Annotated in this window: 21 protein-coding genes; 10 read left to right on the forward strand and 11 right to left on the reverse strand. The window is 48.6% G+C overall.

The genetic code is table 11. The features are described from left to right. Positions 1–115: 115 nt before the first annotated feature. Both BIZ37_RS15745 and BIZ37_RS15750 read left to right on the forward strand, forming a co-directional pair. Positions 116–1,033: a LysR substrate-binding domain-containing protein gene (locus BIZ37_RS15745; RefSeq protein ID WP_187462273.1), complete on the forward strand. Its 918-nt coding sequence runs from the start codon at positions 116–118 to the stop codon at positions 1,031–1,033. A gap of 170 nt (positions 1,034–1,203) precedes the next feature. Beyond that, the gene (locus tag BIZ37_RS15750; protein WP_187462274.1) at positions 1,204–2,676 is read left to right on the forward strand and encodes a C69 family dipeptidase; all 1,473 of its coding nucleotides are present in this window, start codon (positions 1,204–1,206) and stop codon (positions 2,674–2,676) included. A 69-nt stretch (positions 2,677–2,745) separates the two neighbouring features. Here the strand turns inward: BIZ37_RS15750 and BIZ37_RS15755 are convergent, their stop codons facing one another. The 3 genes from BIZ37_RS15755 to BIZ37_RS15765 all read right to left on the reverse strand — a co-directional run bounded on the left by BIZ37_RS15755 (position 2,746) and on the right by BIZ37_RS15765 (position 6,037). After that, the gene (locus BIZ37_RS15755; RefSeq protein WP_187462275.1) at positions 2,746–3,717 is read right to left on the reverse strand and encodes a TAXI family TRAP transporter solute-binding subunit; all 972 of its coding nucleotides are present in this window, start codon (positions 3,715–3,717) and stop codon (positions 2,746–2,748) included. A gap of 58 nt (positions 3,718–3,775) precedes the next feature. After that, positions 3,776–4,627: a 3-keto-5-aminohexanoate cleavage protein gene (locus BIZ37_RS15760; RefSeq protein ID WP_187462276.1), complete on the reverse strand. Its 852-nt coding sequence runs from the start codon at positions 4,625–4,627 to the stop codon at positions 3,776–3,778. 78 nt (positions 4,628–4,705) lie between these two features. Continuing rightward, the gene (locus BIZ37_RS15765; RefSeq protein WP_187462277.1) at positions 4,706–6,037 is read right to left on the reverse strand and encodes an aspartate aminotransferase family protein; all 1,332 of its coding nucleotides are present in this window, start codon (positions 6,035–6,037) and stop codon (positions 4,706–4,708) included. Between the two features lie 317 nt (positions 6,038–6,354). Between BIZ37_RS15765 and BIZ37_RS15770 the strand changes: the two genes are divergently transcribed. Together BIZ37_RS15770 and BIZ37_RS15775 are read left to right on the forward strand one after the other, a co-directional pair. Beyond that, positions 6,355–7,875 carry a glycoside hydrolase family 32 protein gene (locus BIZ37_RS15770; RefSeq protein WP_255526777.1) on the forward strand — a complete coding sequence of 507 codons (1,521 nt, stop codon included), beginning with the start codon at positions 6,355–6,357 and terminating at the stop codon, positions 7,873–7,875. Further along, entirely contained in the window at positions 7,869–9,794 is a 1,926-nt protein-coding gene (locus BIZ37_RS15775) for an alpha-amylase family glycosyl hydrolase (RefSeq protein ID WP_187462278.1), read from the forward strand. The genes BIZ37_RS15770 and BIZ37_RS15775 overlap by 7 nt, the downstream gene beginning before the upstream one ends. A gap of 420 nt (positions 9,795–10,214) precedes the next feature. On the opposite strand, the gene BIZ37_RS15780 is transcribed toward BIZ37_RS15775, so the two are convergent. After that, a complete protein-coding gene (locus BIZ37_RS15780; protein ID WP_187462279.1) occupies positions 10,215–10,559 on the reverse strand; it encodes an antibiotic biosynthesis monooxygenase in 345 nt (114 codons plus the stop codon). A 341-nt stretch (positions 10,560–10,900) separates the two neighbouring features. Further along, the gene (locus tag BIZ37_RS15785) at positions 10,901–11,536 is read right to left on the reverse strand and encodes an alternative oxidase (RefSeq protein ID WP_107300518.1); all 636 of its coding nucleotides are present in this window, start codon (positions 11,534–11,536) and stop codon (positions 10,901–10,903) included. Between the two features lie 477 nt (positions 11,537–12,013). Between BIZ37_RS15785 and BIZ37_RS15790 the strand changes: the two genes are divergently transcribed. Then, positions 12,014–13,132, forward strand: a complete 1,119-nt coding sequence (locus tag BIZ37_RS15790) for a DSD1 family PLP-dependent enzyme (RefSeq protein ID WP_255526778.1) — start codon at positions 12,014–12,016, stop codon at positions 13,130–13,132. 54 nt (positions 13,133–13,186) lie between these two features. Here BIZ37_RS15790 and BIZ37_RS15795 read toward each other — a convergent pair whose 3' ends face one another. Continuing rightward, positions 13,187–15,085 carry a bifunctional UDP-sugar hydrolase/5'-nucleotidase gene (locus BIZ37_RS15795; RefSeq protein WP_187462280.1) on the reverse strand — a complete coding sequence of 633 codons (1,899 nt, stop codon included), beginning with the start codon at positions 15,083–15,085 and terminating at the stop codon, positions 13,187–13,189. Positions 15,086–15,337: 252 nt separating this feature from the next. Here BIZ37_RS15795 and BIZ37_RS15800 point away from each other — a divergent pair, with 252 nt between their 5' ends. Continuing rightward, positions 15,338–16,345, forward strand: coding sequence for a substrate-binding domain-containing protein (locus tag BIZ37_RS15800; protein ID WP_187462281.1), 1,008 nt, complete (start codon positions 15,338–15,340; stop codon positions 16,343–16,345). 59 nt (positions 16,346–16,404) lie between these two features. Here the strand turns inward: BIZ37_RS15800 and edd are convergent, their stop codons facing one another. Beyond that, complete coding sequence (edd, locus tag BIZ37_RS15805) at positions 16,405–18,201, reverse strand: phosphogluconate dehydratase (RefSeq protein WP_187462282.1); 1,797 nt, start codon at positions 18,199–18,201, stop codon at positions 16,405–16,407. Next, entirely contained in the window at positions 18,198–18,737 is a 540-nt protein-coding gene (locus tag BIZ37_RS15810; protein WP_187462283.1) for a gluconokinase, read from the reverse strand. The genes edd and BIZ37_RS15810 overlap by 4 nt, the downstream gene beginning before the upstream one ends. A gap of 214 nt (positions 18,738–18,951) precedes the next feature. Here BIZ37_RS15810 and BIZ37_RS15815 point away from each other — a divergent pair, with 214 nt between their 5' ends. From BIZ37_RS15815 to BIZ37_RS15825, 3 genes are all read left to right on the forward strand, one after another. After that, positions 18,952–19,569 (forward strand): bifunctional 4-hydroxy-2-oxoglutarate aldolase/2-dehydro-3-deoxy-phosphogluconate aldolase, encoded by a 618-nt coding sequence (locus BIZ37_RS15815; RefSeq protein ID WP_187462284.1) that lies wholly within the window; start codon positions 18,952–18,954, stop codon positions 19,567–19,569. Between the two features lie 126 nt (positions 19,570–19,695). Beyond that, positions 19,696–21,183 carry a PTS cellobiose/arbutin/salicin transporter subunit IIBC gene (ascF, locus tag BIZ37_RS15820; protein ID WP_187462285.1) on the forward strand — a complete coding sequence of 496 codons (1,488 nt, stop codon included), beginning with the start codon at positions 19,696–19,698 and terminating at the stop codon, positions 21,181–21,183. Between the two features lie 96 nt (positions 21,184–21,279). After that, a complete protein-coding gene (locus BIZ37_RS15825; RefSeq protein WP_187462286.1) occupies positions 21,280–22,710 on the forward strand; it encodes a 6-phospho-beta-glucosidase in 1,431 nt (476 codons plus the stop codon). A gap of 124 nt (positions 22,711–22,834) precedes the next feature. Here BIZ37_RS15825 and BIZ37_RS15830 read toward each other — a convergent pair whose 3' ends face one another. Further along, positions 22,835–23,446 (reverse strand): LysE family translocator, encoded by a 612-nt coding sequence (locus BIZ37_RS15830; RefSeq protein ID WP_187462287.1) that lies wholly within the window; start codon positions 23,444–23,446, stop codon positions 22,835–22,837. A 131-nt stretch (positions 23,447–23,577) separates the two neighbouring features. Here BIZ37_RS15830 and BIZ37_RS15835 point away from each other — a divergent pair, with 131 nt between their 5' ends. After that, on the forward strand, positions 23,578–24,471 hold the full coding sequence (locus BIZ37_RS15835) for a LysR family transcriptional regulator (RefSeq protein WP_187462288.1): 894 nt from the start codon (positions 23,578–23,580) through the stop codon (positions 24,469–24,471). 44 nt (positions 24,472–24,515) lie between these two features. Here the strand turns inward: BIZ37_RS15835 and BIZ37_RS15840 are convergent, their stop codons facing one another. Next, a complete protein-coding gene (locus BIZ37_RS15840) occupies positions 24,516–25,259 on the reverse strand; it encodes a hypothetical protein (protein ID WP_187462289.1) in 744 nt (247 codons plus the stop codon). A gap of 159 nt (positions 25,260–25,418) precedes the next feature. Then, on the reverse strand, positions 25,419–26,333 hold the full coding sequence (locus tag BIZ37_RS15845) for a D-alanine--D-alanine ligase (protein ID WP_187462290.1): 915 nt from the start codon (positions 26,331–26,333) through the stop codon (positions 25,419–25,421). Positions 26,334–26,508 lie beyond the last annotated feature (175 nt).

Raw genomic sequence — 26,508 nt, forward strand, 5'->3', positions numbered from 1 at the left:
CCTATTGCCTATTGCCTATTGCCTATTGCCTATTGCCTATTGCCTATTGCCTATTGCCTATTGCCTATTTAAACCATAAATTAAAGACTGAACCTAAAGGAATAGGGTAGCGGCAGTGTTAGACATGAAAGAACTCCCCTCGATAAGAGCGCTTCGAACCTTTATCGCTGTCGCTAATCATCTGAGCTTCTCCAAAGCCGCCAGAGAGCTATCCCTTACCCAAGGGGCTGTCAGTAAGCAAATTGCTCAGTTAGAACAGCAGCTTGGCCAACCTTTGTTTGAACGCCATCTCAATGGTATCCGGTTATCTAGTGTCGGGTTGCGGTATTTACCCCAGATAGCCGAATCGCTCGAAGCCTTGCAAAACGCCACAGCTAGCCTGCGCCAGTTGGATCAGGTTGATGAAGTACTGACGGTCAATGTGACCCCATCCTTTGCTAGTCTTTGGCTTATTCCGAAGATAAATAGTTTTGCTAAAGCTTTCCCTCATCTTCAAGTCCAACTGAAGACCGGGGATGGGATGGTCAATGACATTAGCACTGACAACGACATCATCATTCGGTGTCTCCCCCTAGCTAACCATTACGAAAATGCCACTCTTTTGTGCCGAGAAAACCTTCGGCTGGTGGCATCCCCAAAGTTGTTACAGCAGAGGTCAATCAGGCACTTTAATGATTTAGCTGATCATGTTTACCTGCCTCAGGTTACCCGGCCACAGCTGTGGGAGCAGTTCAAAAACCATCATGGCATTGACTTCCCAATGGCGTTCTATGGTGTTGGGTTTGAGCATTTCTACCTGTCATTAGAGGCGGTAAAAAACCAGCTGGGCTTGGCATTGCTGCCTGACTTTATGGTCGATGATTTAATTGCTGAACAAACAATATTTAACCCACTCAACTCTTTTCTGACCAGTCATTATGGCTACTACGCTATTGTGCCCCATTACAAGCGCCATACCCGCAAGGTATGTGTCTTTACCCAGTGGCTGACCGAAATGATGGCCAATTGCCAAGATCAAATTTCCGAGCATTAATTCTCTCGCAAATCCTTATTCGTGATCTTATCAGCAAATATTCCCTTTGATTGTGTTTACACTGCCTTTTGATTAATAAACCGATCTTTGTGCTAACTTAATCGAAATAAAAAGAATAACTGAATAATATTCATTGTTCCAATAGGTGTTAACACCATAGGAGAGATACGATGACAAAAATGTCTATTACGCTTCTAAGTGCTGCCGTAATGTCTGCACTTAGCATGAGTGCCAATGCTTGTACGGGATTGATTGTCGGTAAAGGTGCGTCGGTTGACGGCAGTATTATGATTGCCCGTAACGAGGACTTTGGCATAAATAACTGGAACAAGCACCTCGCTTACCGTCCTCAGCAGATTAACGAAGCGGGAGATTGGACCTTAGGTAATGGGCTGGTTGTGCCAATGCCGACCCAGTTCTACGCCTATTCGGCCATTCCTGACTGGGACGCCCTGACGGTCGACAAAGACGGCAAATATTACGAAGAGCGCGGCATCAACCAGTACAATGTGGCGATTTCAGCCACCACCAGTGCCGAGGTCAATGACAAAGCGGCCAAGGCTGATCCATTGGTGAAACCTGGTATCATCGAAGCGGTGATCCCAACCCTTATCCTGCCGCAGGTAAAAACGGCCAAGGAAGGGGTTGAACTGTTGGGCCAATATATTGAAGAGTACGGTGCTGGAGAAGGTAACAGCTTGTACATTGCCGATGTCAATGAAGCTTGGTTGTTTGAAATCGGTTCTGGGCATCACTGGATCGCGGTGAAAGTGCCAGATGATAGCTATGCGATGATTGCCAATGGTTTGCGGATCCATGGGGTCGATTTGGACGCGCCGGATGTGATGCACTCAAAAGGGCTGCTGGATTTCGTCAAGCAGCACAAGTTGCTTGATAAGCCAGATGCTAACTCATTTAACTTTGCCAAGGCCTTTGGGGTGATTGGCGATGTCTACAACGTGGACCGCGAGTGGTTGGGGCAGGCAATGCTGACGCCTTCGCAGGTGCAGGACACCCGCGAGCAGCAATATCCGTTGTTCATGAAGCCTGATGACAAAATTTCGGTCGGCGATGTGGCTAGTGTTTTGGGTTCAACCTATGAAGGTACCAAGTTGGCTGACAAAGGGGAGCGGCCTATCCGGGTAGAACGCCAGCTTGAGTCGCATATTATTCAGCTTCGCCCGGATATGCCGGAAGAGTTCCAAGGCATTATCTGGCAGAGCTATGGCGTGTTGTCTGAATCTGTGTTGGTGCCGCTATACACCAGCTTGCAAGAGTACCCAACACCGTACACGGTAGGTACCGATACTTACAGCGATGACTCAGCTTACTGGCAGTTCCGAAGCCTGACGGCGCTGGCTACCGCCAATCCGGACAAGTATCTGCCAATGCTAAAAGCGACTTGGGACAAGGAAGAGAGCAAGCTTTACAAGCAAGTGAGCAATATGGATATGCTGCTCAAAGACATGTACAACCAAGATAAGGCAACCGCAGTCGAAATGGCGTCGGATTTCTCTTACGGCCAGTTGCAGCGCACCTTGAGTATGGCGACGGAGATCCGCTACAAGATGATGACAGACCTGACCAAAAGCACCGAGAAAAAATATAGCGAAGAAGAGTTCAAGAAGATCATGAGTCTTTAACTCAAGCCATAAATAAAAAGAGCGCGTATGCGCTCTTTTTAGTTCAAGTATGACTTGCAGATAACTCAGTTACATCAAGCCGACTTCTTTGTAGTATTTTGCTGCACCAGGGTGAAGCGGGGCCGAAAGACCGTCTCGGATCATCTCTTCTTTCTTCAGGTGGGCAAAGGCTGGGTGGAGCTTCTTGAAGTCATCGAAGTTTTCAAATACCGATTTGACGATGCTATATACCACGTCATCTGGTACAGACGTTGAAGAGACAAAGGTGGCACCGACGCCGAAGGTGGTGACGTCAATAGCGTTGCCTTTGTACATACCACCTGGCACTGTAGCTACCCGGTAGAAGCTGTTGTCTTCAATCAGCTTGTTCACCTTGTCGCCGGCGACGGTAATGATTTTGCTATCGCAAGATGTGGTGGCTTCCTTGATGGCACCGCTTGGGTGGCCAACGGTGTAGATCATTGCATCGATTTTGTTGTCACAAAGGGCTTTTGACTGCTCCGAGGCTTTTAACTCAGAGGCTAACTTGAAGTCCTTCATCGACCAGTTATACCTGTCCATTAGCACTTCCATGGTACCGCGCTGGCCGGAGCCAGGGTTACCGATGTTGACGCGCTTGCCTTTGAGATCTTCGAAGGTTTTGATCCCCGAATCGGCACGGGCAACGATGGTGAAGGGTTCTGGGTGGATGGAGAACACAGCACGCAAATCTTTGTATGCCCCGTTGTCGGCAAACTTGCTGGTACCATTGTAGGCATGGTATTGCCAGTCTGATTGGGCGATACCCAGATCGAGTTCACCGGCACGAATTGTATTGATGTTGTAGATAGAACCGCCGGTACTTTCGACCGAACAGCGGATGTTGTGATCTTGTCTGTCTTTATTGACCAAGCGGCAGATTGCCCCACCTGTTGGGTAATACACCCCAGTGACACCACCCGTACCGATGGTAACAAAACGGTTTTCGGCGAAAGATAGCGTCGAGGTACCCAGTAAAACGGCGGCACCGGTGTAGGCAAGAAGCTTGTTGATAGATCCCATAGAAGTCCCTTTTGATGAGTTTTACGCAAAAAGCAAAGCCAATGGATACTGCTGCTGGCTAAGCAGTGAGGAGCTGGCGAAAATGGTTAGCATCAAGGGTTGCGAGACCTAAATACTTGGCGGTTTCGGCAAGGTGAGCCACTTGTTCTGCGTTGGTTGAGGCTACTGTACCTTGATGATTAACATGGTTATTTTCAAAGCCAACCCGAATATCTCCACCCATAATCATAGACGCTGTCAGGCAAAGGTGTTCATATTTTCCAAAAGCACAAACTGCCCAACGTTTATCATGATTAAACAATCGCTGTTGCAAGAAAGGTGAGAGGTCTCGCGGTGAGGCGGTTTGGTGTTGGTCGTAGCGACCAAGCACTAGCAGTATATGGTGGTTATAGGCAGGTAATAGTCCTTTTTCCAACAACAAAAAGTATCGCTCGAGATCTTGCGGGCTGTAGAGAATGTATTGGGCGATAATCCCCCGCTCGGCGATACCATGGAAAAAGCCGCTCGCTTTATCAAGGTAGGCAGTATCTGAATATTGGCTTTCGGGGATTAATTCGCTAAGGGCCAAGGAGGCAGCTTCTGGCTTTACTTCGTTGATTAAGGCCATTTGTTGGCTAGGGGAATACTGCCCGACGGCCTCTGTGGTTAACTGGACAATAATGCTGTCACCCACTTGCTCTTTTAGGGCGTGGTAGAGGTGGAGGTTATCGTCGATCTCCAAGGAGTGCTTGCCATTTTTGTCCCGAGCATGGAGGTGCACCATCGCCGCCCCTGCATCGCGGCAGGCGATAACCTCATCAATGATTTCCTGCCGAAGCATCGGCAGGGCAGGGTGATCGGCTTTGGTTTTCCTAGCCCCGTTGGGGGCCACAATTATCGCAGCCTGACCGATAGAGTGCCTGTTTTCCATCTGTTCCTTTCCTGTCATTCAAATATAACTCTGCCCATAGCCCATAGCCCATAGCCCATAGCCCATAGCCCATAGCCCCTACATCCACCCCACCGATGCTTGCAACAGAGAGGTATGTAGTTTGCTAACCAGCTCATCCAATTGGTGCTCTTCAATAATAAAAGGCGGAGCCAATAAAATATGGTGGCCTGATTTGCCGTCTATCGTTCCTGACATGGGGTAGCACATCAGCCCGTTGTTCATGGCCGATGATTTAATCGCTTTGTGAGCCTGCGAATAGCTGGGAAGTGGTGCTTTGGTCTGCCTGTCTGCGACTAATTCTATGCCGATAAACAGCCCTTTGCCCCGGATATCTCCGACATAAGGTAATTGCGCCAAAGCGTGGTTGAGTTTGGCGGTGAGTTGGTTGCCCCTTAGTTTGACGTTGTCGAGCAGGCTGTCATCGACGATGGTATCGACAGTTGCGAGGGCCGCAGCACATGCCATCGGATGGCCCATAAATGTATGGCCATGCTGGAAAAAACCGCTCCCTTCGGCGATGGCTTGGTAGATCCTGTCTTGGACGATGGCTGCGCCGATAGGCTGGTAGCCAGCGCCAAGCCCTTTGGCAACAGTAACAATGTCAGGCACGATGCCTTCTTGTTCAAAGGCGAAAAAGGTGCCGGTACGTCCTATCCCGCACATCACCTCATCCAGGATCAGCAATACATCATAGGTATCGCAAATTTCCCTGATCCGTTTGAAATAGCCTGCTGTTGCCGGAAGGGCACCAGCGGTAGCACCTACTACAGGTTCGGCAATGAATGCCATCACGTTGTCGGCACCCAGTTCGAGGATCTTGTGCTCTAGCTCATTGGCAACCCTGAGGCTGTAGTCCAGTTCTGATTCTCCCTGTTGCTGGTCACGGTAGGCATAGCAAGGGGCAATATGATGGGCAGCCGAGAGTATCGGCCTGAAAGGTTCACGCCGCCACTCATTACCACCGACCGAAAGTGCACCGAGGGTATTACCGTGATAGCTCTGTCGCCGAGCGATGAATTGGCTTTTCGTTGGTTTACCTTTTTCGACAAAGTACTGCCGCGCCAATTTCAGTGCCGCTTCCACCGCTTCGGAGCCGCCGCTGACAAAGTAGGTGTGGTTCAAAGCGCCGGGTGCAAGTTCTGCCAGTCGTTTGGCCAGTTGCTCACTGTTATTGCTGGTGAAAAAACCGGAATGGGCATAAGGAATGGCTTCTAGCTGGTGGCGAATGGCTGCTTTTATCCTTTGGTGGTTATGGCCCAAATTTGATACTGCTGCACCACCGCAACCATCGAGGTATTGCTTCCCTTCGCTATCAGTTAGGTATACCCCTTGACCGCTAACCACTGTGGGGAGCGATGTATGGCAATAGCGGTGGAAAACATGGCTCATTATTAGATTCCTTGCATATAGGTGATGGCTAGATTGTTGTGCTAACCCACGCCCTTAGCAAACGAATAAAAGTGCAGGGGTATGAGAAAAAGGAATAGGGTGGGGATAACGGCTGGTTTCGCTAAAAAATGAGGGTTGTTTTCGTAATTTTTACGTCAATGTGGTTTGGGTGGACGAAAGAACAGTGAATTCATTCGCTTTAACAACAGAGAAAATAACTAAAATCACCATTTCTAGCGTTTTATTGATACTCTTGTTTTCTTTAATGTGATCAGGTTAACGTAAGCGTTTACGTTAATGGTGCATAATCCGCTGCATTGAGATGGATTGATACGGAAGAAGAGCAAGACATGGCAGAGGCTTACCGCCCTAAACTTCATATGACGCCGGATCAGGGATGGATGAACGATCCGAACGGTTTGGTTTTTTTCAACGGGCACTATCACCAATTTTACCAGTATTACCCCCATGATACGGTGTGGGGGCCGATGCATTGGGGGCACAAAATCAGCCAGGATTTGATTAACTGGCAGGAGTTGCCGCCGGCACTCTATCCTGATGAGTCGGGGATGTGTTTCTCTGGCAGTGCGATTGTTGATTGGAACAACACATCTGGTTTGTTCGAAAATGGTAAGCCGGGCTTGTTGGCCTTCTATACCTCATTTATCCAGCCGGAAGTGACTTTGGCTGATGGCCGCAAGGTTGAAGATCCTATCCAGCAACAGTCTCTGGCATATAGCCAGGATGGGATGACATGGAAAAAGTACCAGGACGGTGAGCCAATCATCCCTGCCCGAGGCAACCCTGACTTCCGTGATCCAAAGGTTATTTGGCATCCAGCTAGCCAAGCCTGGGTGATGGTGGTGTCTTGCGGTCAGCATATTGAATTCTACCGCTCCAGCAATTTGCTCGACTGGCAATTGGTCAGTGAGTTCGGCTACCGCCATGGTGCCCACAGCAAAGGGCCGTGGGAGTGCCCCGACTTGTTCGAACTTCAAGTAGAAGGCTGCGAAGAGACCCGCTGGGTATTGGTTGTTGGTATTGGTGAAGGTGCCCATTGTGGTGGTGCAGGTACCCAATACTTTATCGGTGACTTCGACGGTAAGAGCTTTATTAACCATAACCATCCAGAAGAAATCCTATGGCTCGACTTTGGCCGTGACTATTACGCGACCCAGTCATTTTCTGATCTTCCGGGCGAAGATGGTCGCCGGATCGTCAGTACCTGGATGAGCAATCATCAATACTCTCTGGAATTGCCAACACAGGCTTTTCGTAGCACGATGGCAATGCCGCGTGAACTTTTCTTGTTTGAGAGCAAAGCTGGCTTGCGGGTCGGGCAGCGTTTTGTCCGTGAACTCGACGCTGTGCTGGGCTTTGAAATGAAAATTGAGGGCGAACTCTCTGTCTTTGAGGGGATAAGCAAGGAAGGGAAAAGCTCGGTGATGAAGTGTGAGTTTGCGGCTGCGCTATCTCAAGGCCAAACCCTCTCACTGGCGCTGTTTGAAGATAGTGATATCGAGTTCAAGTTCAAGTACCTCGAGGCAGGGCTTGAGGTCCGCTCGTTGCGAAAAGGGCAATTCGGCCATGCGCGTATTGATGAGCACTACCCCCATGATTACTCAGTCGTTCTTCCTGTCGGTCCTGAGTTTTCTATCTCTGCCTTAGTGGACAACGGCTCGGTTGAATTGTTGATCAACGGCGGTGAGTTTAGCTTTACCAATTTGGCTTTCGCCAGCAATACCGACGCGATGTATGCAATCAGTGTTGATAACGGCGAGTTACCTATCTTGAAAAGTGCCATCAAAATGTTAGTGCAAGGAGAGCAGGCATGCTAACGCTTCAACAGGCTGAAAAAGCCCTAGTCCAGGTGCTCGATTCTATCGAACTGCCGAAATTGACCAAAAAAGACGAGCAGGCTTTTCTAAAACGTCTGGATGAACACTTTCCGGCCTTGGTGATCAAGCTGCACCAGCTATACGGTGAGCGTTATGATTTTTTCCTCCATCTCCAACAGTTGGTGGTGGTATTGGCCAAGGCGTTTGCTGCCCGCAAGCGAAAGTGGAAGAACCTGGATGAACGCCGCCTTAAATCACCGGCATGGTATCGCGACGAGAAAATGCTCGGAATGGCGGTATATGTTGACTTGTTTGCTGGCGATCTGAAAAAGCTCAAAGCCAAGATCCCATATCTAAAATCAATGGGGATCTCCTACCTGCACTTAATGCCTTTGTATAAGGCGCCGGAAGGCGATAGTGACGGCGGTTATGCCGTGTCCGATTATCGTTTGGTCGACCCGAAGTTGGGTTCAGAAAAAGACTTGGTTGCCCTTGCCGATGCTTTGTCAGCAGAAGGGATCAGCTTGGTACTGGATTTTGTTTTCAACCATACCTCAGACGAGCACCGCTGGGCGGAAGCGGCAAAAGCTGGCGATCCTGAATTCAAAGACTTCTACTACTTCTTCGAAGACAAGCAAGAAGTGGATGACTATAACCAGACCTGCCGTGAGATTTTCCCGACAGTGCGCCGCGGAAGCTTTACTTTCCTCGAGCCTCAGCAAGAGTGGGTATGGACAACGTTCAACAGTTTCCAGTGGGATCTGAATTATGCCAATCCAGCGGTGTTCAATGCCATTACCGATGAGATGTTGTTCCTCGCCAATATTGGTTGTGAGGGGCTACGTTTGGATGCATTGGCGTTTATCTGGAAGGAAAAGTGGACCCAGTGCGAGAGCCTGCCAAAAGCCCATACTTTGATCCAGGCATTCAATAGCTGCCTGCAAATTGTCGCGCCTGCGGTGTTGTTCAAGTCGGAAGCGATCGTACACCCAGATGAAGTGGCGCAATACATCGGCAAAGATGAGTGTCAGCTGTCCTACAACCCGCTAATGATGGCTTTGATGTGGGAGAGTTTGGCTACCCGAGAAACCAAATTGCTGACCGCATCACTGAAGAAGAGCTTTGATATTTCTCCTGACTGTAGCTGGGTCAACTATATCCGTTGCCACGACGATATTGGCTGGACATTCGATGACGCCATCGCTGATCAGTTGGGTATTAACGGCTTCGATCACCGCCGCTTCCTCAACCAGTTTTACACGGGTCGCTTTGATGGCTCGTTCGCCGAAGGGGTGCCGTTCCAGGAAAACCCGACTACCGGTGATTGCCGGGTCTGTGGTTCGCTGGCATCACTTGCCGGCCTTGAGCGTGGCCTAGAGCAAGATGACAACCAGTTGATTGAACTGGCGCTCAAGCGCATTCGCTTGCTCAATAGTATCAACCTGAGCATTGGTGGTATCCCGCTGATTTACCAAGGTGATGAGCTAGGTATTCTCAACGATCACAGCTACCTGGAAGATAGCAGCAAAGCCGATGATGCCCGTTGGGTAAACCGGCCTGCAGTTACCGATGACGTGATTGGCAAAGCGCAACTGCCGGGGTCATTCGAGGCGTCGGTGAACCAGTCGCTAAAAGCAATGATCAAGCTTCGCCAGAACCATGAAGTATTTGGTGCTTCCCGAACCGAGATTCTGGAAACCTATAATCCACACTTGTTTGCTTATGCCCGCCTGAATGACAACGGCCAGAAAATGCTGGCTATCTGTAACTTCAGCGAGCAAGAGCAACAGGTTCCGTTTTCAATCACCGATATTTTAGCCACTGCATCTGTGCTAGATATTTTGAATCACTCCCCTTTGCAACCTACTGATCAGATTACGCTGGGGGCGTATGACGTGAAATGGTTGGTACCTGCCTAACTGGTAAATAGGGATACCCCGTAACATTGTGTTCTTTGGCCGGTATGCGTTGAGTGACTCGCTACCGGCCTTTTTTTATCACTAAAAAGACACCAAAGCGTCCTAAATCGGTCATTTAAGCCTGCCATGATGAAGAGGCTAAGAACCAGTGCCGACTTGCGGCGCATAACGAAGACTCATAACGTTAGGTTCCTTTCCGTTGGCCACCCTAGGGTGGCCTCTTTTCTTTGAAATGCAATATCAATGACTTAATTGCTTAACCTTAGTAGCACATACTCATCCCCGCTTTTTGCACTAAGGCCTGTTGATATCAGCAGGCCATGAGAACTTTCACTATTTTCGCGTTTTTCGAGCCTGTTGTTCGCCGCTCCAATCATTTATTGTTGTTGGTCATTAACAATTAATGATTGGAGCGGTTTTTTATTTTTCGTACCGCTTCATGATCATTGTTGAGGCATCTACTTTGGCCATAAACCCTTTGGCGGCATCGGCTGTCATGAAAGAGTCCATCGATGCTTGAGCATCTTCTGCGCTTTCCCAGTGAACAATGACCAGCCACTCTCCATTTTCTCCCTTTGCACTCTCGCGAGAGATGAAGCCTGGTTGCTTTGATACATGCTCAACCTCAACTGCCTTGTCTAAAGGAACAAATTCTTCGTAACTGACGCCGGTATTGAGAGTGAATGTCGCGACTTCAATGACTTCGGCATGGGCACAAAAGGCAGAGATACAACATACTGCTGTACTTAGGTATTTCATTTTCATAATTAGTACCTGTTTTTTGATGCGAAGTTATTTTCGCCAAACTTTAACGTAAATAAAAATATAGCTGGCAGAGCGAAATGGATGGGCTTAACGATCAGTTTTATTGTTGTTAACTGAGACTATTGGTGATGCAGAAATGTTTGTAGGAATAATGCTTGGTAGGTAATTGAGCAAAATAAAAACAAAGCTTGGCGATGAAGATATTCCTCTATCTTTGTTCCTGATAAATAAATACTTTAAATCAAAAGCTAGTTAGTTTTCGTTTTGTTATTTGTCGTTCGAAATTAGCGGGCCTCAATTGGTGCCAAGGCCCGCAGCAAACCTGGAGTGACAGTTGAAAATTAGTTCTGGTGCGCCGGTAAGGTTTTGCTTTCATAAGCATCGGCAAAACCGTGGTTCCTGTCGCGGTGACCGGCTTCGTCTTCGCGGATACGCAGGACTACATCCCTTAGCTTGGCATTGGCCGGTAGCTGGTAGTATTCAATCGCAATGTCCGGTGCGTTGATGTTTTCAACTTCGCCAGCATCAATTTTTTCGAGGTACTCAGTGTAGCTTTTGCAGGCTTCTTCCTCGAAGTATCCGACCACCCGGTGAGCGATACGCGATGACAACAAATAGATAAAGCTGTACACCACAAGAAAGACGCCTTGTCCGAGCAATACCAATAGCCTTTCTATCCAGCTCGGCTTAGCAATATCAAGGAAGATCATCAAGTGCATCCGCTCGTTCTGGGCTTCATCCAGCAGCTCTTTGATCCAGCCTGCGTCATCTCTCATCCTGCGCAGAGATTTAAGGTGGTTGAACATACCGGCAACCATACCCGGTACGGCGGCAATGGTCTCAAGGATAACGGCACGTTTGGCGTATTTTTTACCATAGAACAGGTTCAGGGAGAATTTAAGGAACTGCGTGATTTGATAGGCAACACGCTCTGAAAGCTTGGTGGCGCTGCGGTGGGTAATTTTAAAGCCTGACATAATAAATCCCCTATTTATAGTAATGTTTCTAATGCTTTAGCATTGAAATCTGTCACCAATATATAAAACCGCTTTGTAACCAACTGTATTGTTCAGGCAGGGACTGTTGTACCGGGTAAATAGTTATTTCATCTGTAAACAACCTTTTTATTTGCAAGGTTAAATTTTGAGCTAACTATAAGTTCAGGCTGGATATTATTTTCTATGAGTTGTAACTGTGAAATGAGGAATTCTTTATCGTCACACAAAGATGAGCAAGTAACCACATAAAGCTTAAGGTTATTATAAGAAGAACCTCGGTAATGGTAAATACCAAATAAAGCATGATCTTATTATGATATCTAAAGCATAAAAAGACGTAAGCAATAAAACTGAGCATCTCATCACTAAACGTAACTGAAAAATGCCATTAAGGTCCGTGGGGAATATCTGTGGTACATTTTATTCTCATATGGTTTGTATTCGTTGGCTTATATTTTGAACACTCCTTTTCCAATCACCCACTTAGATACCCCGGCTTTGATTGCCGATCTTGATGAGATGACCCGAAATATCAAAGAGATGCAGTATCAAATAGATTTGCTGGGCTTAACCCTTCGTCCCCATACCAAGGCGCATAAAATTCCGGCACTGGCACAGATGCAAATTGATGCTGGTGCTGTTGGGATTTGTACATCAAAACTCGGCGAAGCAGAAGTCATGGTCAAGGGGGGAATCCGTGATGTGTTGATCACAACTCCCATTGCAGGTGCGGCCAAATACCGTCGTTTAATTGACTTGTGTAAAGAGCATCCCAAAACAGTAATACGCCAAGTAATCGACCACCCTGAACATGTGAAGACGATTGCCCGTTTAGCAACCGAGGCAGGGATTGAAGTAGGTGTGCTGGTCGAAGTCGAAAGTGGCCAGATGCGCTGTGGCGTACTGCCTGACGAGTCTCTGGTTCAACTTATTGAGCTAATTAATCGCACAGAAGGTGTCCGTTATGATGGTATCCAAGCATACAGTGGGCACTTGCAGTTGGTTAAAGGCTATCAAGTCCGGCTGCAGGCTGCTTTTGATGCTGTCCGTGATGTGTTCGCTTTTATTGATACTACGCTTGCTCCTCGTGGCTTGAAGCCAGGGATCGTCTCTGGTGGCGGTACCGGGACGTTTGCTGCCTATCTGGGGCTTGGCTATACCGAAATCCAGTCTGGTTCATATATATTTATGGACGCAACTTATGCCGCTATTGGTGATGAGTTATGTGATGTCACGAACCGCCAGTTCAGTCCTGCCCTCAATGTGCTGACGACCGTTATCAGCCATCCTGCTGCGAATCGTGCCGTTGTTGATGCGGGTATGAAATCACTTTCGATTGACTTGGGCATGCCTAAGGTTTTGACCTACCCGGAAGTGACTTACCAATGTGGCGGTGATGAGCATGGGATCCTCCACCTGCCTGAGGGCCACCAACAATTGAAGGTTGGGGAAGTGCTTACTATGCTTCCCAGTCATTGTGACACAACCTTGCATAATTTTGATGTGCTTTATGGTGTTCGTGACGGCATGGTTGTCGAGCAGTGGGCTATTGAAGGACGTGGCCGTTCGGATTAAATCTCTGAGAACAAACAGCTGCCTACTGGCAGCTGTTTATTGTTCCAATACCTTTTAGGATACAGTCACACGGCCATCAATCTTGACACCAGTCTGTTGGTTGATTTTACCCTCGGCGGCATTCTTGATGTAGTTAATCAGTTCAGCTCGGTATAGCAGCCCGGTTTCTATGGAAGCTTCTTTTGCTATCCCTTCGATAGAGAACCCTTTAGCAGGACGTGTCAGGCCAAGAGTCACTTCGTTACCAGCCCAGTTGCCGCGGCCATTGGCAAGGTAGCTGTTGATTGCTACCTTGAACAGCTGATCAGGGTCGATAGGCTTGTCATCGAATGTCACATCGACAAGTTGGTTTTCGACTGAGTTTTCACCTGTATTGATGCCGTATCTCAAACGTGAAGAGAAATGTAGGAAGCCACGCTCTAGGAAGCCTCTTGGATCTTGGTCACCACCGAATGGTGTCAGTTCGCTACGCAGATAGACTCGTTTGATATTGCTTTCCAACATGGCCAATAGCTGGCTACCGGTCATGTCAATCAATACGATATCATCGGCATACGGCATCATTTTGTAGATATCGCCCAAAGTAATATCCTGTCCAACCGGTAAGCCTTTTACGCCAGTGGCGTTGAATACTGCGATATCCACTGTCCCTGACGGGAAATATTGGCTTTGGTGAACCACGGCATCATTCATAAAATTTGCGATGGCGGATTCGCCGATATACCTATCGATATCATTGGTTGCAACAGAGATGGTTTCAATATTATCTGTTCTACCGAGGTGCTCGCCCAGTTTCTCTTGCAGACTTGCCATAATTGGGGTGATGTAAGTAGCTTGGAAAGCAGCATCATAGTCTTCGGGCTGCTGTATTTTACCTTCACCGTGACCGGGTAGAACCGGCAGCAGCTTAGCTTCAGTTCCTTGGTGCTGCCCATTTCTGACCTTGACGATAGCCTCACCAAGATAGCGGCCATAGGCACCGGCTTGGTGAATTGAAGCCGTACCGAAGTGATTGCGTGGCTCTAATTGCCGCTCATTGAGTACAGTATGGGTATGGCCACCAATAATGCTGGCAGGCTTTGTTGAGTGCTTACGCATGAAGTTAGCAACATCCACGTCACCAAAGGCTAGGACATGGCGTTCTGTTGAGCCAAGCAGATCGCCGTTATAGCCCAAATGCGACAGGATCACCCAAACGTCGACATGCTCTTCAAGTAGGCTGACCGCGTCAGATAATGCCTTTTGCGGACTGGAGACCGTAAGGTTGGGATCCGTTGCTGTTTGGGTGTATATAGCTTCATCAGTCGTCAAACCGATAAACCCGATACGGATACCGTTGGCAATACCCACGGCATATGGGTAGTGATAATCATCAAAAATAGAACCGACGAGGTTGGCACTCAGTACAGGGAATCTTGCATCCTGACTGATCTGTAGTTGGGCAATTTCGGTCTGTTTATCATATTCGTGGTTACCGATAACAGCCATATCCATACCTGCTGCACTGTAGGCGCGGTAAACAGCACTCATTTCAAAGGATGTAGGAGCAAGACCTAGTAGCTCATCAAATTCAGAGCCTATGTGGTCGTCGCCAGCACTTACGAAAATGACAGCTTCGTTATCACCAGAAGCGCTACGGGCAGAAGAGACCTGCTTGGCAATCTGAGCCATTTGGTAGGTATCGCCCCGTTCGGAGGCAGACATTAACCTGTGGTGTAGGTCGTTGACATGCAAGATACGAAGATCAAAGTCCTGTTTACCAACAAGATTAAGCGGCTCACCATCGGTGCTTGGTACATAGATAGCTTCTAAGTCCCCTTTATGGTTCACCGGGGCACGTTTGAAGCCGATTTGATTGTCTTTGTGTTGCGTGTTTTGCGCCACGGCTGAAACTGGCAATGTGCTGGCTAAAGTGCCGAGGCCAATGCCTTTTAGAAGGGTACGTCTATCCATGTTGGAGTTCCAAAAGAAGAAAAAATGGAACTTATAGGGAATTTCTTGCCATTGCATGACGGAGTTATGACAGTTTTAATGCAAAGCACCATAAACATAGGTTGGTTCAGATATTTATGCTGCCCTTGGTGTGGGAAGGGCGCTTTTACTGGCAGTAAGAAGCTTGCATGATAATTTTTGGATAGCGTTATAGTTGTTACAGTGATATGTTACTGTAACATTTAAAACCTAGCAGTAACTTATCCTATTGTTATGACACAAGAACAACGAAAAGCGCGTCCTACCCTGCAAGATATTGCTGACCGTGTCGGCATCACCAAAATGACCGTCAGCCGCTACATGCGCAACCCTGAATCAGTGTCAGCTAAGACAAGGGATAAGATCGCCGAAGTGGTGGAAGAGCTGGGGTATATCCAAAACCGCGCGCCAGCCATGCTGTCGAAGTCTTCCAGCAAAGCGATAGGGGTATTGCTGCCTTCCTTGTCTAACCAGGTCTTTGCCAGTTTTGCCCAAGGTATTGAAGCGGTTACCAATGCTAACGGCTACGAAATCCTGATTGCCCACTTTAGTTACGATGAAGAAATTGAAGAGCGCAAAATTGCCTCCCTGCTTTCTTATCAGGTCGACGGGCTTATCTTGACCGGTACGTCCCATACCGAGCGTACGCTACAGATGATCAAAACGGCCGGGGTGCCGGTGGTTGAAGCGATGGAGCTACCGAGTCACCCTGTCGATATGGTGGTGGGGCTGGATCATATCCATGCATCTTATACGGCGGTGAAAACTATGCTCGATAAGGGCAAGCGCCATATTGCCTACTTTGGTGCCCGCTTGGATACCCGTACCAAACTGCGTATGGAAGGCTATGACAAGGCGATGGAAGAGGCCGGTTTGCCGAAATACCATATCCTGACCCATGAGCACTCCAGCTTCACCCTCGGGGGAGAGTTGCTGAGTCGTGCCTTGGCAGAGTGCCCGGAGCTAGACGGCGTGTTCTGTACCAATGATGATATCGCTATCGGTACTATTCTTGCCTGTAATGAGCGGGGTATTGAAGTGCCCAAGAAAATCAGTGTCGTTGGTTACAACGCCTTGGATATCGGCCAAGCCATTACGCCACGCCTAACCAGTATTTATACCCCGCGATACCAAATCGGCGAGAAGAGCGCAGAGCTTCTGCTCCAGGCGCTTGACGGCAAGCGCAGCGAGCGCAATGTCTTTGATATGGGCTTTACCATTAGCAGGGGCGAAAGCTTGTAGATAAGGGCCAATAAAAAATGGGAGCAAGTGCTCCCATTTTTGTTTGTGCTGCTGTCCGCTTAGAACAAGAAGCTCGCGCCTTCGTCGGCACCGCCGACATTTTCACGCATTACCTTGAAGATATCCCTTCCCCAAGTAATTTGGCTGGCTTCGGTATCAAGCTGGACTGGCTGGCGCTGATCAAAATCAACCGCGACTTCCAGCAGGCCGGTGCTACAGTCGAGTTTCACGATATCGCCATCTTTGATCATGCCAATAGCACCACCGCGCAGTGCTTCCGGTGACACATGGATAGCTGCCGGGATCTTGCCGGATGCGCCAGACAAGCGGCCGTCAGTAACCAAAGCGACTTGATGACCGGCTTTTTGGATATTGCCAAGGATTGGCATCAGCTTGTGTAGTTCCGGCATACCGTTGGCGGCAGGACCATTATGACTGACGACAATAACGCAGTCCCCGGTGAACTCACCGGCTTGGTAGGCCGCTTCAACGTCATGCTGACAGCGGAAGACCTTCGCAGGCGCTTCAATAAACTGGTGTTCTTGCTTGACCGCAGAGACCTTGATAACGGCCTGGCCAAGGTTACCCTTGAGCACTTTGGTACCGCCAGTTTGGTTGAATGCCTGGTCATTGGCAGCAATCACTTCAGCATCGCGACTTTCGCCAACAGGTTGCCATACCAGCTTGTTATCCTTGATGATTGGCTGGGTGAGTTGGTCGGCAAACTCACCGAACACTGTCTTCACCTCTGTATTGAGCAGGCCGCGTTCATGCAGTGTTTTCATCAGGGCCGGTACACCGCCAGCTTGCTCGAAGGCGTTGATATCTGCCGGGCCGTTAGGGTACATCTTGGCTAGCAGCGGCACGATGTCAGAGAGTTCGCTGATGTCATCCCAGGTAAGGATGAGGCCGCCTGCGCGGGCAATAGCAAGCATATGGATAGTGTGGTTGGTACTGCCGCCCGAGGCTAGCAGGGCGACCACGCCATTGACCAAGTTTTCAGCCGTGAATACGTCAACAAGAGGGCGGTAGTTAGGGGAGTCCGCAGTCATGGATGCCAATGCAAGGCTGGCGTGTTCAGTAAGGGCTGAGCGTAATTCGGTATTCGGTGCCACAAAAGCCGAACCAGGTAGCATCAATCCCATGGCTTCGAACACTAGCTGGTTGGTATTGGCTGTACCGTAGAACGTGCAGGTACCACCGGAATGGTAGGCTTGGCACTCCATCTCTAGCAACGCATCTTTGCCTACTTCTCCAGCGACATACTGCTGACGTACGGCCACTTTCTTATCGTTGGTAATACCTGTTGGCATTGGACCGGCTGGAATGAAGGCGGTAGGCAAATGAGCGTAGCTAAGTGCTCCCATTAACTGGCCAGGGGCAATTTTGTCGCAAATACCCAGCAGCAAGGTGGCATCGAATACATTGTGGCTCAGCGAGAAGGCTGTCGACTGGGCAATTAAATCACGGGAGAACAGAGACATATCCATTCCCGGCTGGCCCTGGGTGACCCCGTCGCACATCGCGGGTACACAACCGGCGATTTGCGCCGTATGTCCTAGCGACTGCAGCGCCGATTTGATTTGGTCAGGGTAGTTTTTGTACAGCTGGTGGGCGCTCAGCATGTCATTGTAAGACGAGACAATGGCAAGGTTGGCACGGGTGAAATCGAGGATCTGCTGCTTTTCTTGCTGGCACGAAGCTGCTACTGCGTGGGCAAGGTTGCCACAGGACAGGCTGGCTCGCCCTTTTCCTTGCTCAGCCTGGTACGCTGTTTTGTCTTCAAAGTTCGCACGGATAACTTGGCTGCGGGCTTTGATACGTTCGGTGATCAAGGTAATGGTTGGGTGGATCATGCGGTGATCTCCTGGGCGGTAGCTGGCATTGCTTGTTCTGTGAGTTGGGCAACAGCGCTGTCCAAAATGGCTTCGATACTCTGGTCAATGTCCACAGTGATGACATCAGCCTCATCGACAGGTGTTTCCAGCACCGCAAATTGGCTGGCAATCATGTTCTCTTTCATGAAATGCCCTTGGCGAAGCCGGATACGCTCCCTGATCACTTCTTGAGATCCAGACAGGTATAAGAAGGCCAAATTGTGATTCCCTTCACGAATCTGTTCCCGGTAACATTTTTTCAATGCCGAACAGACAATGACGCCAGTTTCGTTTTTGCTTTCAATGCTGAATGCGGCATCACGGATCCGCTCCAACCAAGGCTCACGGTCTTGGTCGTTCAGTGGCTCCCCTTGGGCCATTTTCAGGATGTTGGCTTTCGGGTGCAGGTCATCACCATCGATAAACTTACCGCCAATGCGCTGGGCAAGCTCAAAACCGATAGTACTTTTCCCTGATGCCGATACCCCCATCACTATGATGCTTTTCCCCACCATATAAGCTCCTTGAATCTTTTTCTGATCTGGATCTCATTTTTCAGATGATCTTCAAAATCGGGTTTATTTCACGAATGTTATTGGTAACATGTTACCCGTAACTTGAATGGTTGTGAACCACTGAATCAAGAATTCATCAAAACACCATGTTCAGCACAGCAACAATTTTGTTCCGGATTTAGAGAACGGCTGTGCCATGGAGAGGGGGAGAGAAATGGAACAGACGATTGAAAGCAAACTTAGTGCGATGAAGGTCGTGCCAGTCATTGCTATCAAACAGGCTGACAAGGCAAAACCACTAGCAAAGGTGTTGGTAGAGAACGGTTTGCCGTGTGCCGAAATTACTTTTCGCACCGAAACGGCGGCGGAATCTATCCGCCTGATGCGCGAAGCCTACCCAGACATGCTAATCGGGGCCGGTACAGTTTTGACAACTGAGCAGGTAGATCAGGCAGTTGAAGCGGGTGCTGATTTCATTGTTAGCCCAGGCTTGAACCCGACCACGGTGGCGTACTGCCAGCAGAAGAATGTGGCTGTTATTCCGGGTGTCAACAATCCGAGCCTAGTGGAACAGGCGATGTCGCTTGGCCTGAAAACATTGAAGTTCTTCCCGGCGGAGCCTTCAGGTGGCATTGGCATGCTAAAAGCGCTATCGGCGGTTTACCCGGTTGAGTTTATGCCAACGGGTGGGATTAGCCCAGCCAATGTGGCGGACTATCTGGCACTGGAAAAAGTCATTGCCTGTGGCGGCACCTGGATGGTTCCGAACGATTTAATTGACCAAGGCGATTGGCAAGCTATTGGTCAACTGGTGAGTGAAATCAACCAGTAAGCAAAAAAACAAATTGATGGTCACCAGAATTTACATTTTATCGGGTGACATTTAACGCATTTTATTGGGGAATAGGCCGCAATTTACGCTAGCCAACTATTCTCCGTACACGCAGGAGTTGAGAAGATGTCGAAAGAATTCAGCGCGGTAGCCCGCTCGGTCGTTGAAAAATTGGGGGGCGCTAATAACGTTGTTGCTCTTACCCATTGTATGACCCGCCTACGTTTCGTATTGAAAGACGAAGCGAAAATTGATGCCGCCGCTATTAAAGGCGTGAAGGGTGTAATGGGTGTCGTGCACAATGGTGATCAATGTCAGGTGATCATTGGTAACAATGTGGCTGCTGCCTACAAAGAAGTGATGAAACTGCTAAACTTTGACGGCGCGGCTGCTGAAGATATTCCTGCACCAAAAGTTAAGCTGACGCCTAAAGTGATTGGCGCCAAGATGCTTGACGCACTAGTCGGTACCATGTCGCCACTGATCCCTGCGATTATCGGTGGCTCGATGGTTAAACTGGCTGCCATGCTACTATTGATGTTCAACATCTACGAAGCCGATCACTCGACGATCATTTTGCTCAACACTATTGGTGACGGCGCCTTCTTCTTCCTGCCTATTATGGTAGCGGCATCGGCTGCGATTAAATTCAAGACCAATATGTCACTGGCAATCGGTATTGCCGGTGTGTTGGTTCACCCGAACTTTATTGATTTGATGGCTCAGGCTGCTGATGGTCGTGCGGTTGAATTGTTCGGTATCCCAGTAACGTCAGTACGTTATACCTACACGGTTATTCCAGTCCTTATCATGACCTGGATCCAGTCGTACATCGAGCGCTGGGTAGATAGCATCACACCTGCTGTGACGAAGAACTTCCTGAAACCTATGCTGATCGTATTGATTGCTGCACCAATCGGTATCCTACTTGTTGGTCCTATGGGTATCTGGATCGGTACTGCAATTTCGGCGCTGGTATACACAATCCACGGCGCATTGGGTCCACTGGCTGTTGCTATTATGGGTGCACTATGGCCGCTATTGGTACTTACCGGTATGCACCGCGTATTTACCCCAACAATCATCCAGACCATTGCTGAAACCGGTACTGAAGCCATGGTAATGCCATCTGAAATCGGCGCGAACATCGGTATGGGTGGTGCGTGTCTGGCAGTAGCATGGAAAACCAAGAACATCGCACTTAAGCAAACTTCTATGGCGGCAGGTGCCTCAGCATTGATGGCGGGTATCTCTGAGCCTGCACTATACGGTGTATTGGTTCGCCTGAAACGTCCTCTAATCGCTACGCTTATCACTGGCTTTATCGTTGGTGGCCTTGCGGGTATGGCGGGAATTGCAAGTCACTCTATGGCAGCACCTAGCCTGTTCACCAGTGTCCAGTTTATCGACGTCAACGACCCGATGAGCCTGGTATGGGTACTTGGCTTGATGGCACTGTCAGTAGTTCTGTCTTTCGTACTGACGCTTGTCCTAGGCTTTGAAGACATTCCTAACGACGAAGATGAAGCAAACCCGACGGCAGCTAAAGAATCAGCGAAAGAAAGCGCTGAAGAAGCTGAAACACCAGTGACAGCAAAACCTGCCACGGCATAGTGTTCACTGAAGAGTAAAATGAGCCACCTCTAAACGAGGTGGCTTTGCAACAATTCGCGGTAACGTGCGGTAATTAGCGAAAATAAGAGGCAAACCATGTCTGATATTAAATTCCCGGAAGGGTTTCTATGGGGCGGCGCGATTGCGGCAAACCAATCTGAAGGTGCTTACCGCGAAGGCGGCAAGGGGCTAACCACAGTAGATATGATCCCTTACGGTGAAAACCGGATGCCGGTTAAGCTGGGTCAGGTTGATAAAGTGGAATTAGACGCGGACGAATTCTACCCGAGCCACCAGGCTATTGATTTCTATCACCGTTACAAAGAAGACATTGCGATGCTGGCCGAGATGGGCTTCAAGGTTTTCCGCATGTCGATTGCCTGGGCGCGTATCTTCCCGAATGGCGATGAGGAAACCCCGAACCAAGCGGGTATCGATTTCTACCGCTCTGTCTTCGAAGAGTGTAAAAAATACGGCATCGAGCCGTTGGTGACCCTTTGCCACTTCGATGTGCCTATGCACCTTGTCAATGAATATGGCTCTTGGCGTAACCGCAAGATGATCACTTTCTTTGAGCGCTATGCCCGTACCTGTTTCGAAGCCTTTGATGGCTTGGTGAAATACTGGCTGACGTTCAACGAAATCAATATCCTGCTGGCTAGCCCGTTCTCCGGTGCCGGTATCGCTTTCCAGCAAGGCGAGAACCACGATCAAGTCAAATACCAAGCGGCACACCATGAGTTGGTAGCTAGCGCGCTGGTGACTAAGATCGCCCATGAGATTAACCCGGAAAACCAAGTGGGTTGTATGTTGGCTGGTGGCCAGTTCTACCCGTATTCGTGCAAACCGGAAGATGTTTTCACGGCGATGCAGAAAGATCGCGAAAACTTGTTCTTTATTGATGTTCAGTCACGCGGTTACTACCCGTCTTATGCCCAGAAAGTGTTTGATGAGAAAGGCGTGAAGCTTGAAATTCATGAAGAAGACTTCGAGATTTTGAAAAATACCGTCGACTTCATTTCATTTAGCTACTACGCGTCTCGCTGTGCCTCTGCCGATATGAACGACGGCAACACCAGCGCGGCGAACGTGGTGAAGTCGATTAAAAACCCGCACTTGGAAGCCAGTGACTGGGGATGGGTTATTGACCCACTTGGCCTGCGTATCACCATGAACTCGCTGTACGACCGTTACCAAAAGCCATTGTTCTTGGTAGAGAACGGCCTAGGTGCCAAAGACACTATCGATGAGAACGGCGAGATCAACGATGACTACCGTATCGACTACCTGCGCTCCCACGTTGAAGCGATGAAGGATGCAATTGCCGACGGTGTGCCGTTGATGGGTTACACGCCATGGGGCTGTATTGATTTGGTTGCGGCATCGACAGGTGAAATGAGCAAGCGTTATGGCTTTATCTATGTCGACCGCGATAACGAAGGTAACGGTAGTTTGGATCGTACCCCCAAGAAATCCTTCTACTGGTATAAAAAAGTCATTGCGAGCAATGGCGAAGATCTAGCTTAAAACCAAATGGAGAAAATCCATTTAGGTTAGATGTGTTCTGTTGTCTGAGGGGAACTCTGACAGTTTGCCGGTAAGGCCCATTGGGACTTACCGGCTTTTTTGTGTTTGTTGCTTATAGAAAAGTTTAGGACTGGAAGGCCAGTAAGCTACCAAAGGCAATCAAGCCAGCCCCGCAGGCTTGGTTGAGCCGTTTCTTCAGTCGCTGCATAGTCGATTGTAGTGATGCAGACGTGAAGATAATGGCCACTAGGCAAAACCAGATACCGTGAAGCGCAACCATGTAACCACCGTAAATGAAAGCCTGTGAGTTCTGAGCGTTGTCTGGAGCAACGAGCTGACTGAAGATACTCAAGAAGAACAGCATTGTTTTTGGGTTGAGTACATTACATAGGAAACCCTGCAGGAAATATCGGCTTGCTCGCTTTTTAACAGTATCCGTTTCAATTTTCGCCAAGCCTTCATTGGCCGTCATTAACCCTTTTATGCCGAGGTAGATCAAGTAGCCTGAGCCGGCATAGCGGATGGCATTGAACAGCATCTCATTCTGTGAGATTAGGTAACTCATTCCCAACATCGAGTAGCTGATGTGGACAAAGATGGCAGCACTGATCCCCGCTGCGGTCCACAACCCGGCTTGGCGCCCTTTTCCGATACTGTTTTTAAGCACTAAAACAAAGTCAGCACCGGGACTTATCACAATTAAAATCCCCAATAACGCTAAGCTAATTAATTCCACGTCGACTCCTACAACTATTTAAAACCCTGGACTACGGTTAAGACTGCGTATTTGATAGTCCCGATTGTAGGGTAGATTTGTGCTCGCTATAATCGAAATACGCTTCTTTAACCTGTGAGAAAAAGTCACATATGCGACACCTAAAAGCTTTCCACATTTTCCATGTCGCGGCCTCATCACCGAGTTTGAGTGAAGCGGCAAACCGGCTCAATATTACCCATGGGGCGGTAAGTAAGCAGATAAAGGTGCTGGAAGGTTTTCTTGGCCATGCGCTGTTCTATAAACAGGGGCGTCATCTTTTTTTGACCCAAGAAGGGGAACTGCTCAAGCAACATACCCAGACTGCATTTTCCGCCCTTGAAGATGGTGTGGGCCAATTAATGCAAAACCAGCTGCAGTGCCTCGAGATATCTTGTGAGCCGACGCTGACCATGCGCTGGTTAATGCCGCGCTTGGCTGACTTTCACAATGTGGTCGAGGGCGCTGATATTCGCCTATCGACAGCCGGTGGGGCAGTCACGCTTGGTACGACAGGGCTATCTTTGGCGATCCGCCGTGACGATTTCAGGGTTGAACATGACTACAACACACTCAATCTAGTTGATGAGTGGGTTGGGCCTGTTTTCTCTCCGGATTATTGGCAGCAGGTTAAGCATGATTTGGCCGGTATAAAACGGCTACATAGTCAGACAAGACAATCAGCTTGGGATGATTGGGTTAATGCTTCGGGTCAACACGGATTGGTTGGTAATAGCCACCAAACATTCGCTCATTTCTATTTTTGCTTTCAGGCGGCGGTGGATGGTTTGGGGGCTGCGCTGGGGTCTTATCCCTTGGTGGTGGATGACATCAAGCGAGGGAATTTGGTTGCGCCATTTGGGTTTATCCGGTCTGGTCATAAATACATTTTGCTATCCCAAAAGCGCACGCCCAGTGATTTGGAATATCGTTTTAGCCAATGGCTTCAGGGGTGTTTGGCAGATTGTGTTCCGACTGAAAATGAAGCAGCAGGACTTACCATCTAATGTTGCCTAACTCCATATGGTGTAGAGTTAGGCACTCCTGATGTTTAGCTCGTTGGCTCAAGCGCCCAGAACATTAGCCCTGTTACCAGTGGAATATTCAGGTGGCTGAAGTCGAACTTGTCGGTAAGGTAAGTTGGCTCAATATCGGTACTTAGGTTCGTTTGACCATCTATAAAAATGACCTCGCCATTAATCTTTTCTGCATAAATATAATGGCTGTTATCTCTGATCAAATCATCCATTAGCCCTATGCCGACGACAAAACGGGTACCGTCCTGATATTGGTCCATTGCCTTCCAACCTTCAGATTTCTTTACTTCTTCCTGCTCTAGGTCAAACCACTGGCTGCCGTTAGGTGTGGCGAGCGACAAGCCTGATTGTGGGGCTTTGATAGAGAGATACTTTGAAATACCAACCAGTTGTTGTTCTACCGTTGGACTGTAGCTGCCCCAGAAATGATATTGGGTGTCTGACATAAGCTGTTCGGCATCAGTGGCGACATCAGCAGTGGTCTGGCGGGTTGCAATGCCTGTTGCATTCAGTGAACAGTTTGACAGCATACGGCTTTGGTTACCCGTAATAACAGCGGTGTTGATCATTTCACCGATACTGCTGCCGATGCTTTCTACATCGGCAAGTAGTGGTGAATAAGCTTGGCTGAATTCGGCATTGTAGGCTTCGACCGCTGTTTTTATACCCGGGATACGAGCGTCGTTGATCTCGCTATGCTCTAAGGCGTGGGCATTGATTGATAGAACTGAAATCATTGATAATAAAAGCTTTTTCATGCTTACCTCTCCTTTAAAAAGAAAAGTTAGCATGATTCGTGCCATAGGGTTGGTTGCTTGGGGTAAGTCGATTATCTTGAACTAATCTGAATTTGTCATGCCCCATATTGGTGCGGCTGACCCAAAATGGACCACCCAAATGGGGCAATGATATAAGCGTTATTTCACATCATCATACGTCGCGCTTTCAAGCAACGCAGCGATGGTGTCTTCGAAGCTCATGCCGGCTTCTTTGGCTGCCATCGGGAAGACACTGCGGGTCGTCATGCCCGGTACCGTGTTCATTTCAATCAGCCAAATTTTCCCTTGGTTATCAAGGAATGTATCAACCCGTCCCCATCCTCGACAGCCCAACGTTTTGTAGGCGGTAAGCGCCGCTTGCTGCATGGCTTTTTCTTGTTCCGCCGTCAAATCTGATGGGCAATGGTAAGTCGCGGTTTGATTGCCGAATTTCGCATCCCAATCAAAGAAGCTGTCTGATTTTATCTGCACAACAGGGAGCGCTTTACCATCAAGGATCGCGCAGGTGTATTCTCGGCCAGTGATGAACTGCTCGACCAGAATCTCATCATCGTATTCAAACGCATCAATCAGGGCATTATAAAGCTCATCAGGCGAAGAAGCTTTGGATACACCGATACTGCAACCTTGGTTCAGCGGTTTGACGACGACGGGGTAAGTTAGATCGGCCAAGGTGACTTTGATGGTGTCGGTAGGCGTGTGCTTGTTGACCTTGATCCAATCTGCGGTTTGCAGGCCATTAGAACGCCAAATCTCTTTGGTCTTGAGCTTGTTGAGTGAAATGGATGAGGCCAGCAGGCCACTGCCGGTATAGGGGATTTTGAGCAAATCCAGCAGGGCTTGCAGGTGCCCGCTTTCCCCCATACCGCCATGGAGGGCAATAAACACTTTGTCTAGGTTGAAGAACCCTTGCAAGGTGATATCGATGTGGCGCGGATCGATTTTGATTGCTTCGTAACCCAGTGACTCAACGGCATCAGCAATACAGTTGCCTGATTTTAAGGAGACTTCGCGCTCGCTTGACTCTCCGCCGTATAAAATTCCAATTCGCATGGTCGTGTTCCAATTAAGCTTTGTTGTGTGAAAATCATCAATAAAAATACAAACGGTTGATTAATCAGAAACAACCGCGGTAAATAAGAATATAAAAGTGCTTGTATAGTGTTCAGTGGCTTATTGTAATGGCTTGTACTGTATGTTGGATTGCGATGCCTAAAAAGTATGACAT

This window comes from Photobacterium sp. BZF1, assembly GCF_014349205.1.
Taxonomy (GTDB): Bacteria; Pseudomonadota; Gammaproteobacteria; order Enterobacterales; family Vibrionaceae; genus Photobacterium.

Coding starts and splice junctions, on each gene's coding strand:
- BIZ37_RS15750 (WP_187462274.1), top strand. CDS start 1,204: ATGACAAAAATGTCTATTACGCTTCTAAGTGCTGCCGTAATGTCTGCA.
- BIZ37_RS15755 (WP_187462275.1), bottom strand. CDS start 3,717: ATGGGATCTATCAACAAGCTTCTTGCCTACACCGGTGCCGCCGTTTTA.
- BIZ37_RS15760 (WP_187462276.1), bottom strand. CDS start 4,627: ATGGAAAACAGGCACTCTATCGGTCAGGCTGCGATAATTGTGGCCCCC.
- BIZ37_RS15765 (WP_187462277.1), bottom strand. CDS start 6,037: ATGAGCCATGTTTTCCACCGCTATTGCCATACATCGCTCCCCACAGTG.
- BIZ37_RS15775 (WP_187462278.1), top strand. CDS start 7,869: ATGCTAACGCTTCAACAGGCTGAAAAAGCCCTAGTCCAGGTGCTCGAT.
- BIZ37_RS15780 (WP_187462279.1), bottom strand. CDS start 10,559: ATGAAAATGAAATACCTAAGTACAGCAGTATGTTGTATCTCTGCCTTT.
- BIZ37_RS15785 (WP_107300518.1), bottom strand. CDS start 11,536: ATGTCAGGCTTTAAAATTACCCACCGCAGCGCCACCAAGCTTTCAGAG.
- BIZ37_RS15795 (WP_187462280.1), bottom strand. CDS start 15,085: ATGGATAGACGTACCCTTCTAAAAGGCATTGGCCTCGGCACTTTAGCC.
- BIZ37_RS15800 (WP_187462281.1), top strand. CDS start 15,338: ATGACACAAGAACAACGAAAAGCGCGTCCTACCCTGCAAGATATTGCT.
- edd (WP_187462282.1), bottom strand. CDS start 18,201: ATGATCCACCCAACCATTACCTTGATCACCGAACGTATCAAAGCCCGC.
- BIZ37_RS15810 (WP_187462283.1), bottom strand. CDS start 18,737: ATGGTGGGGAAAAGCATCATAGTGATGGGGGTATCGGCATCAGGGAAA.
- BIZ37_RS15815 (WP_187462284.1), top strand. CDS start 18,952: ATGGAACAGACGATTGAAAGCAAACTTAGTGCGATGAAGGTCGTGCCA.
- ascF (WP_187462285.1), top strand. CDS start 19,696: ATGTCGAAAGAATTCAGCGCGGTAGCCCGCTCGGTCGTTGAAAAATTG.
- BIZ37_RS15825 (WP_187462286.1), top strand. CDS start 21,280: ATGTCTGATATTAAATTCCCGGAAGGGTTTCTATGGGGCGGCGCGATT.
- BIZ37_RS15835 (WP_187462288.1), top strand. CDS start 23,578: ATGCGACACCTAAAAGCTTTCCACATTTTCCATGTCGCGGCCTCATCA.
- BIZ37_RS15840 (WP_187462289.1), bottom strand. CDS start 25,259: ATGAAAAAGCTTTTATTATCAATGATTTCAGTTCTATCAATCAATGCC.
- BIZ37_RS15845 (WP_187462290.1), bottom strand. CDS start 26,333: ATGCGAATTGGAATTTTATACGGCGGAGAGTCAAGCGAGCGCGAAGTC.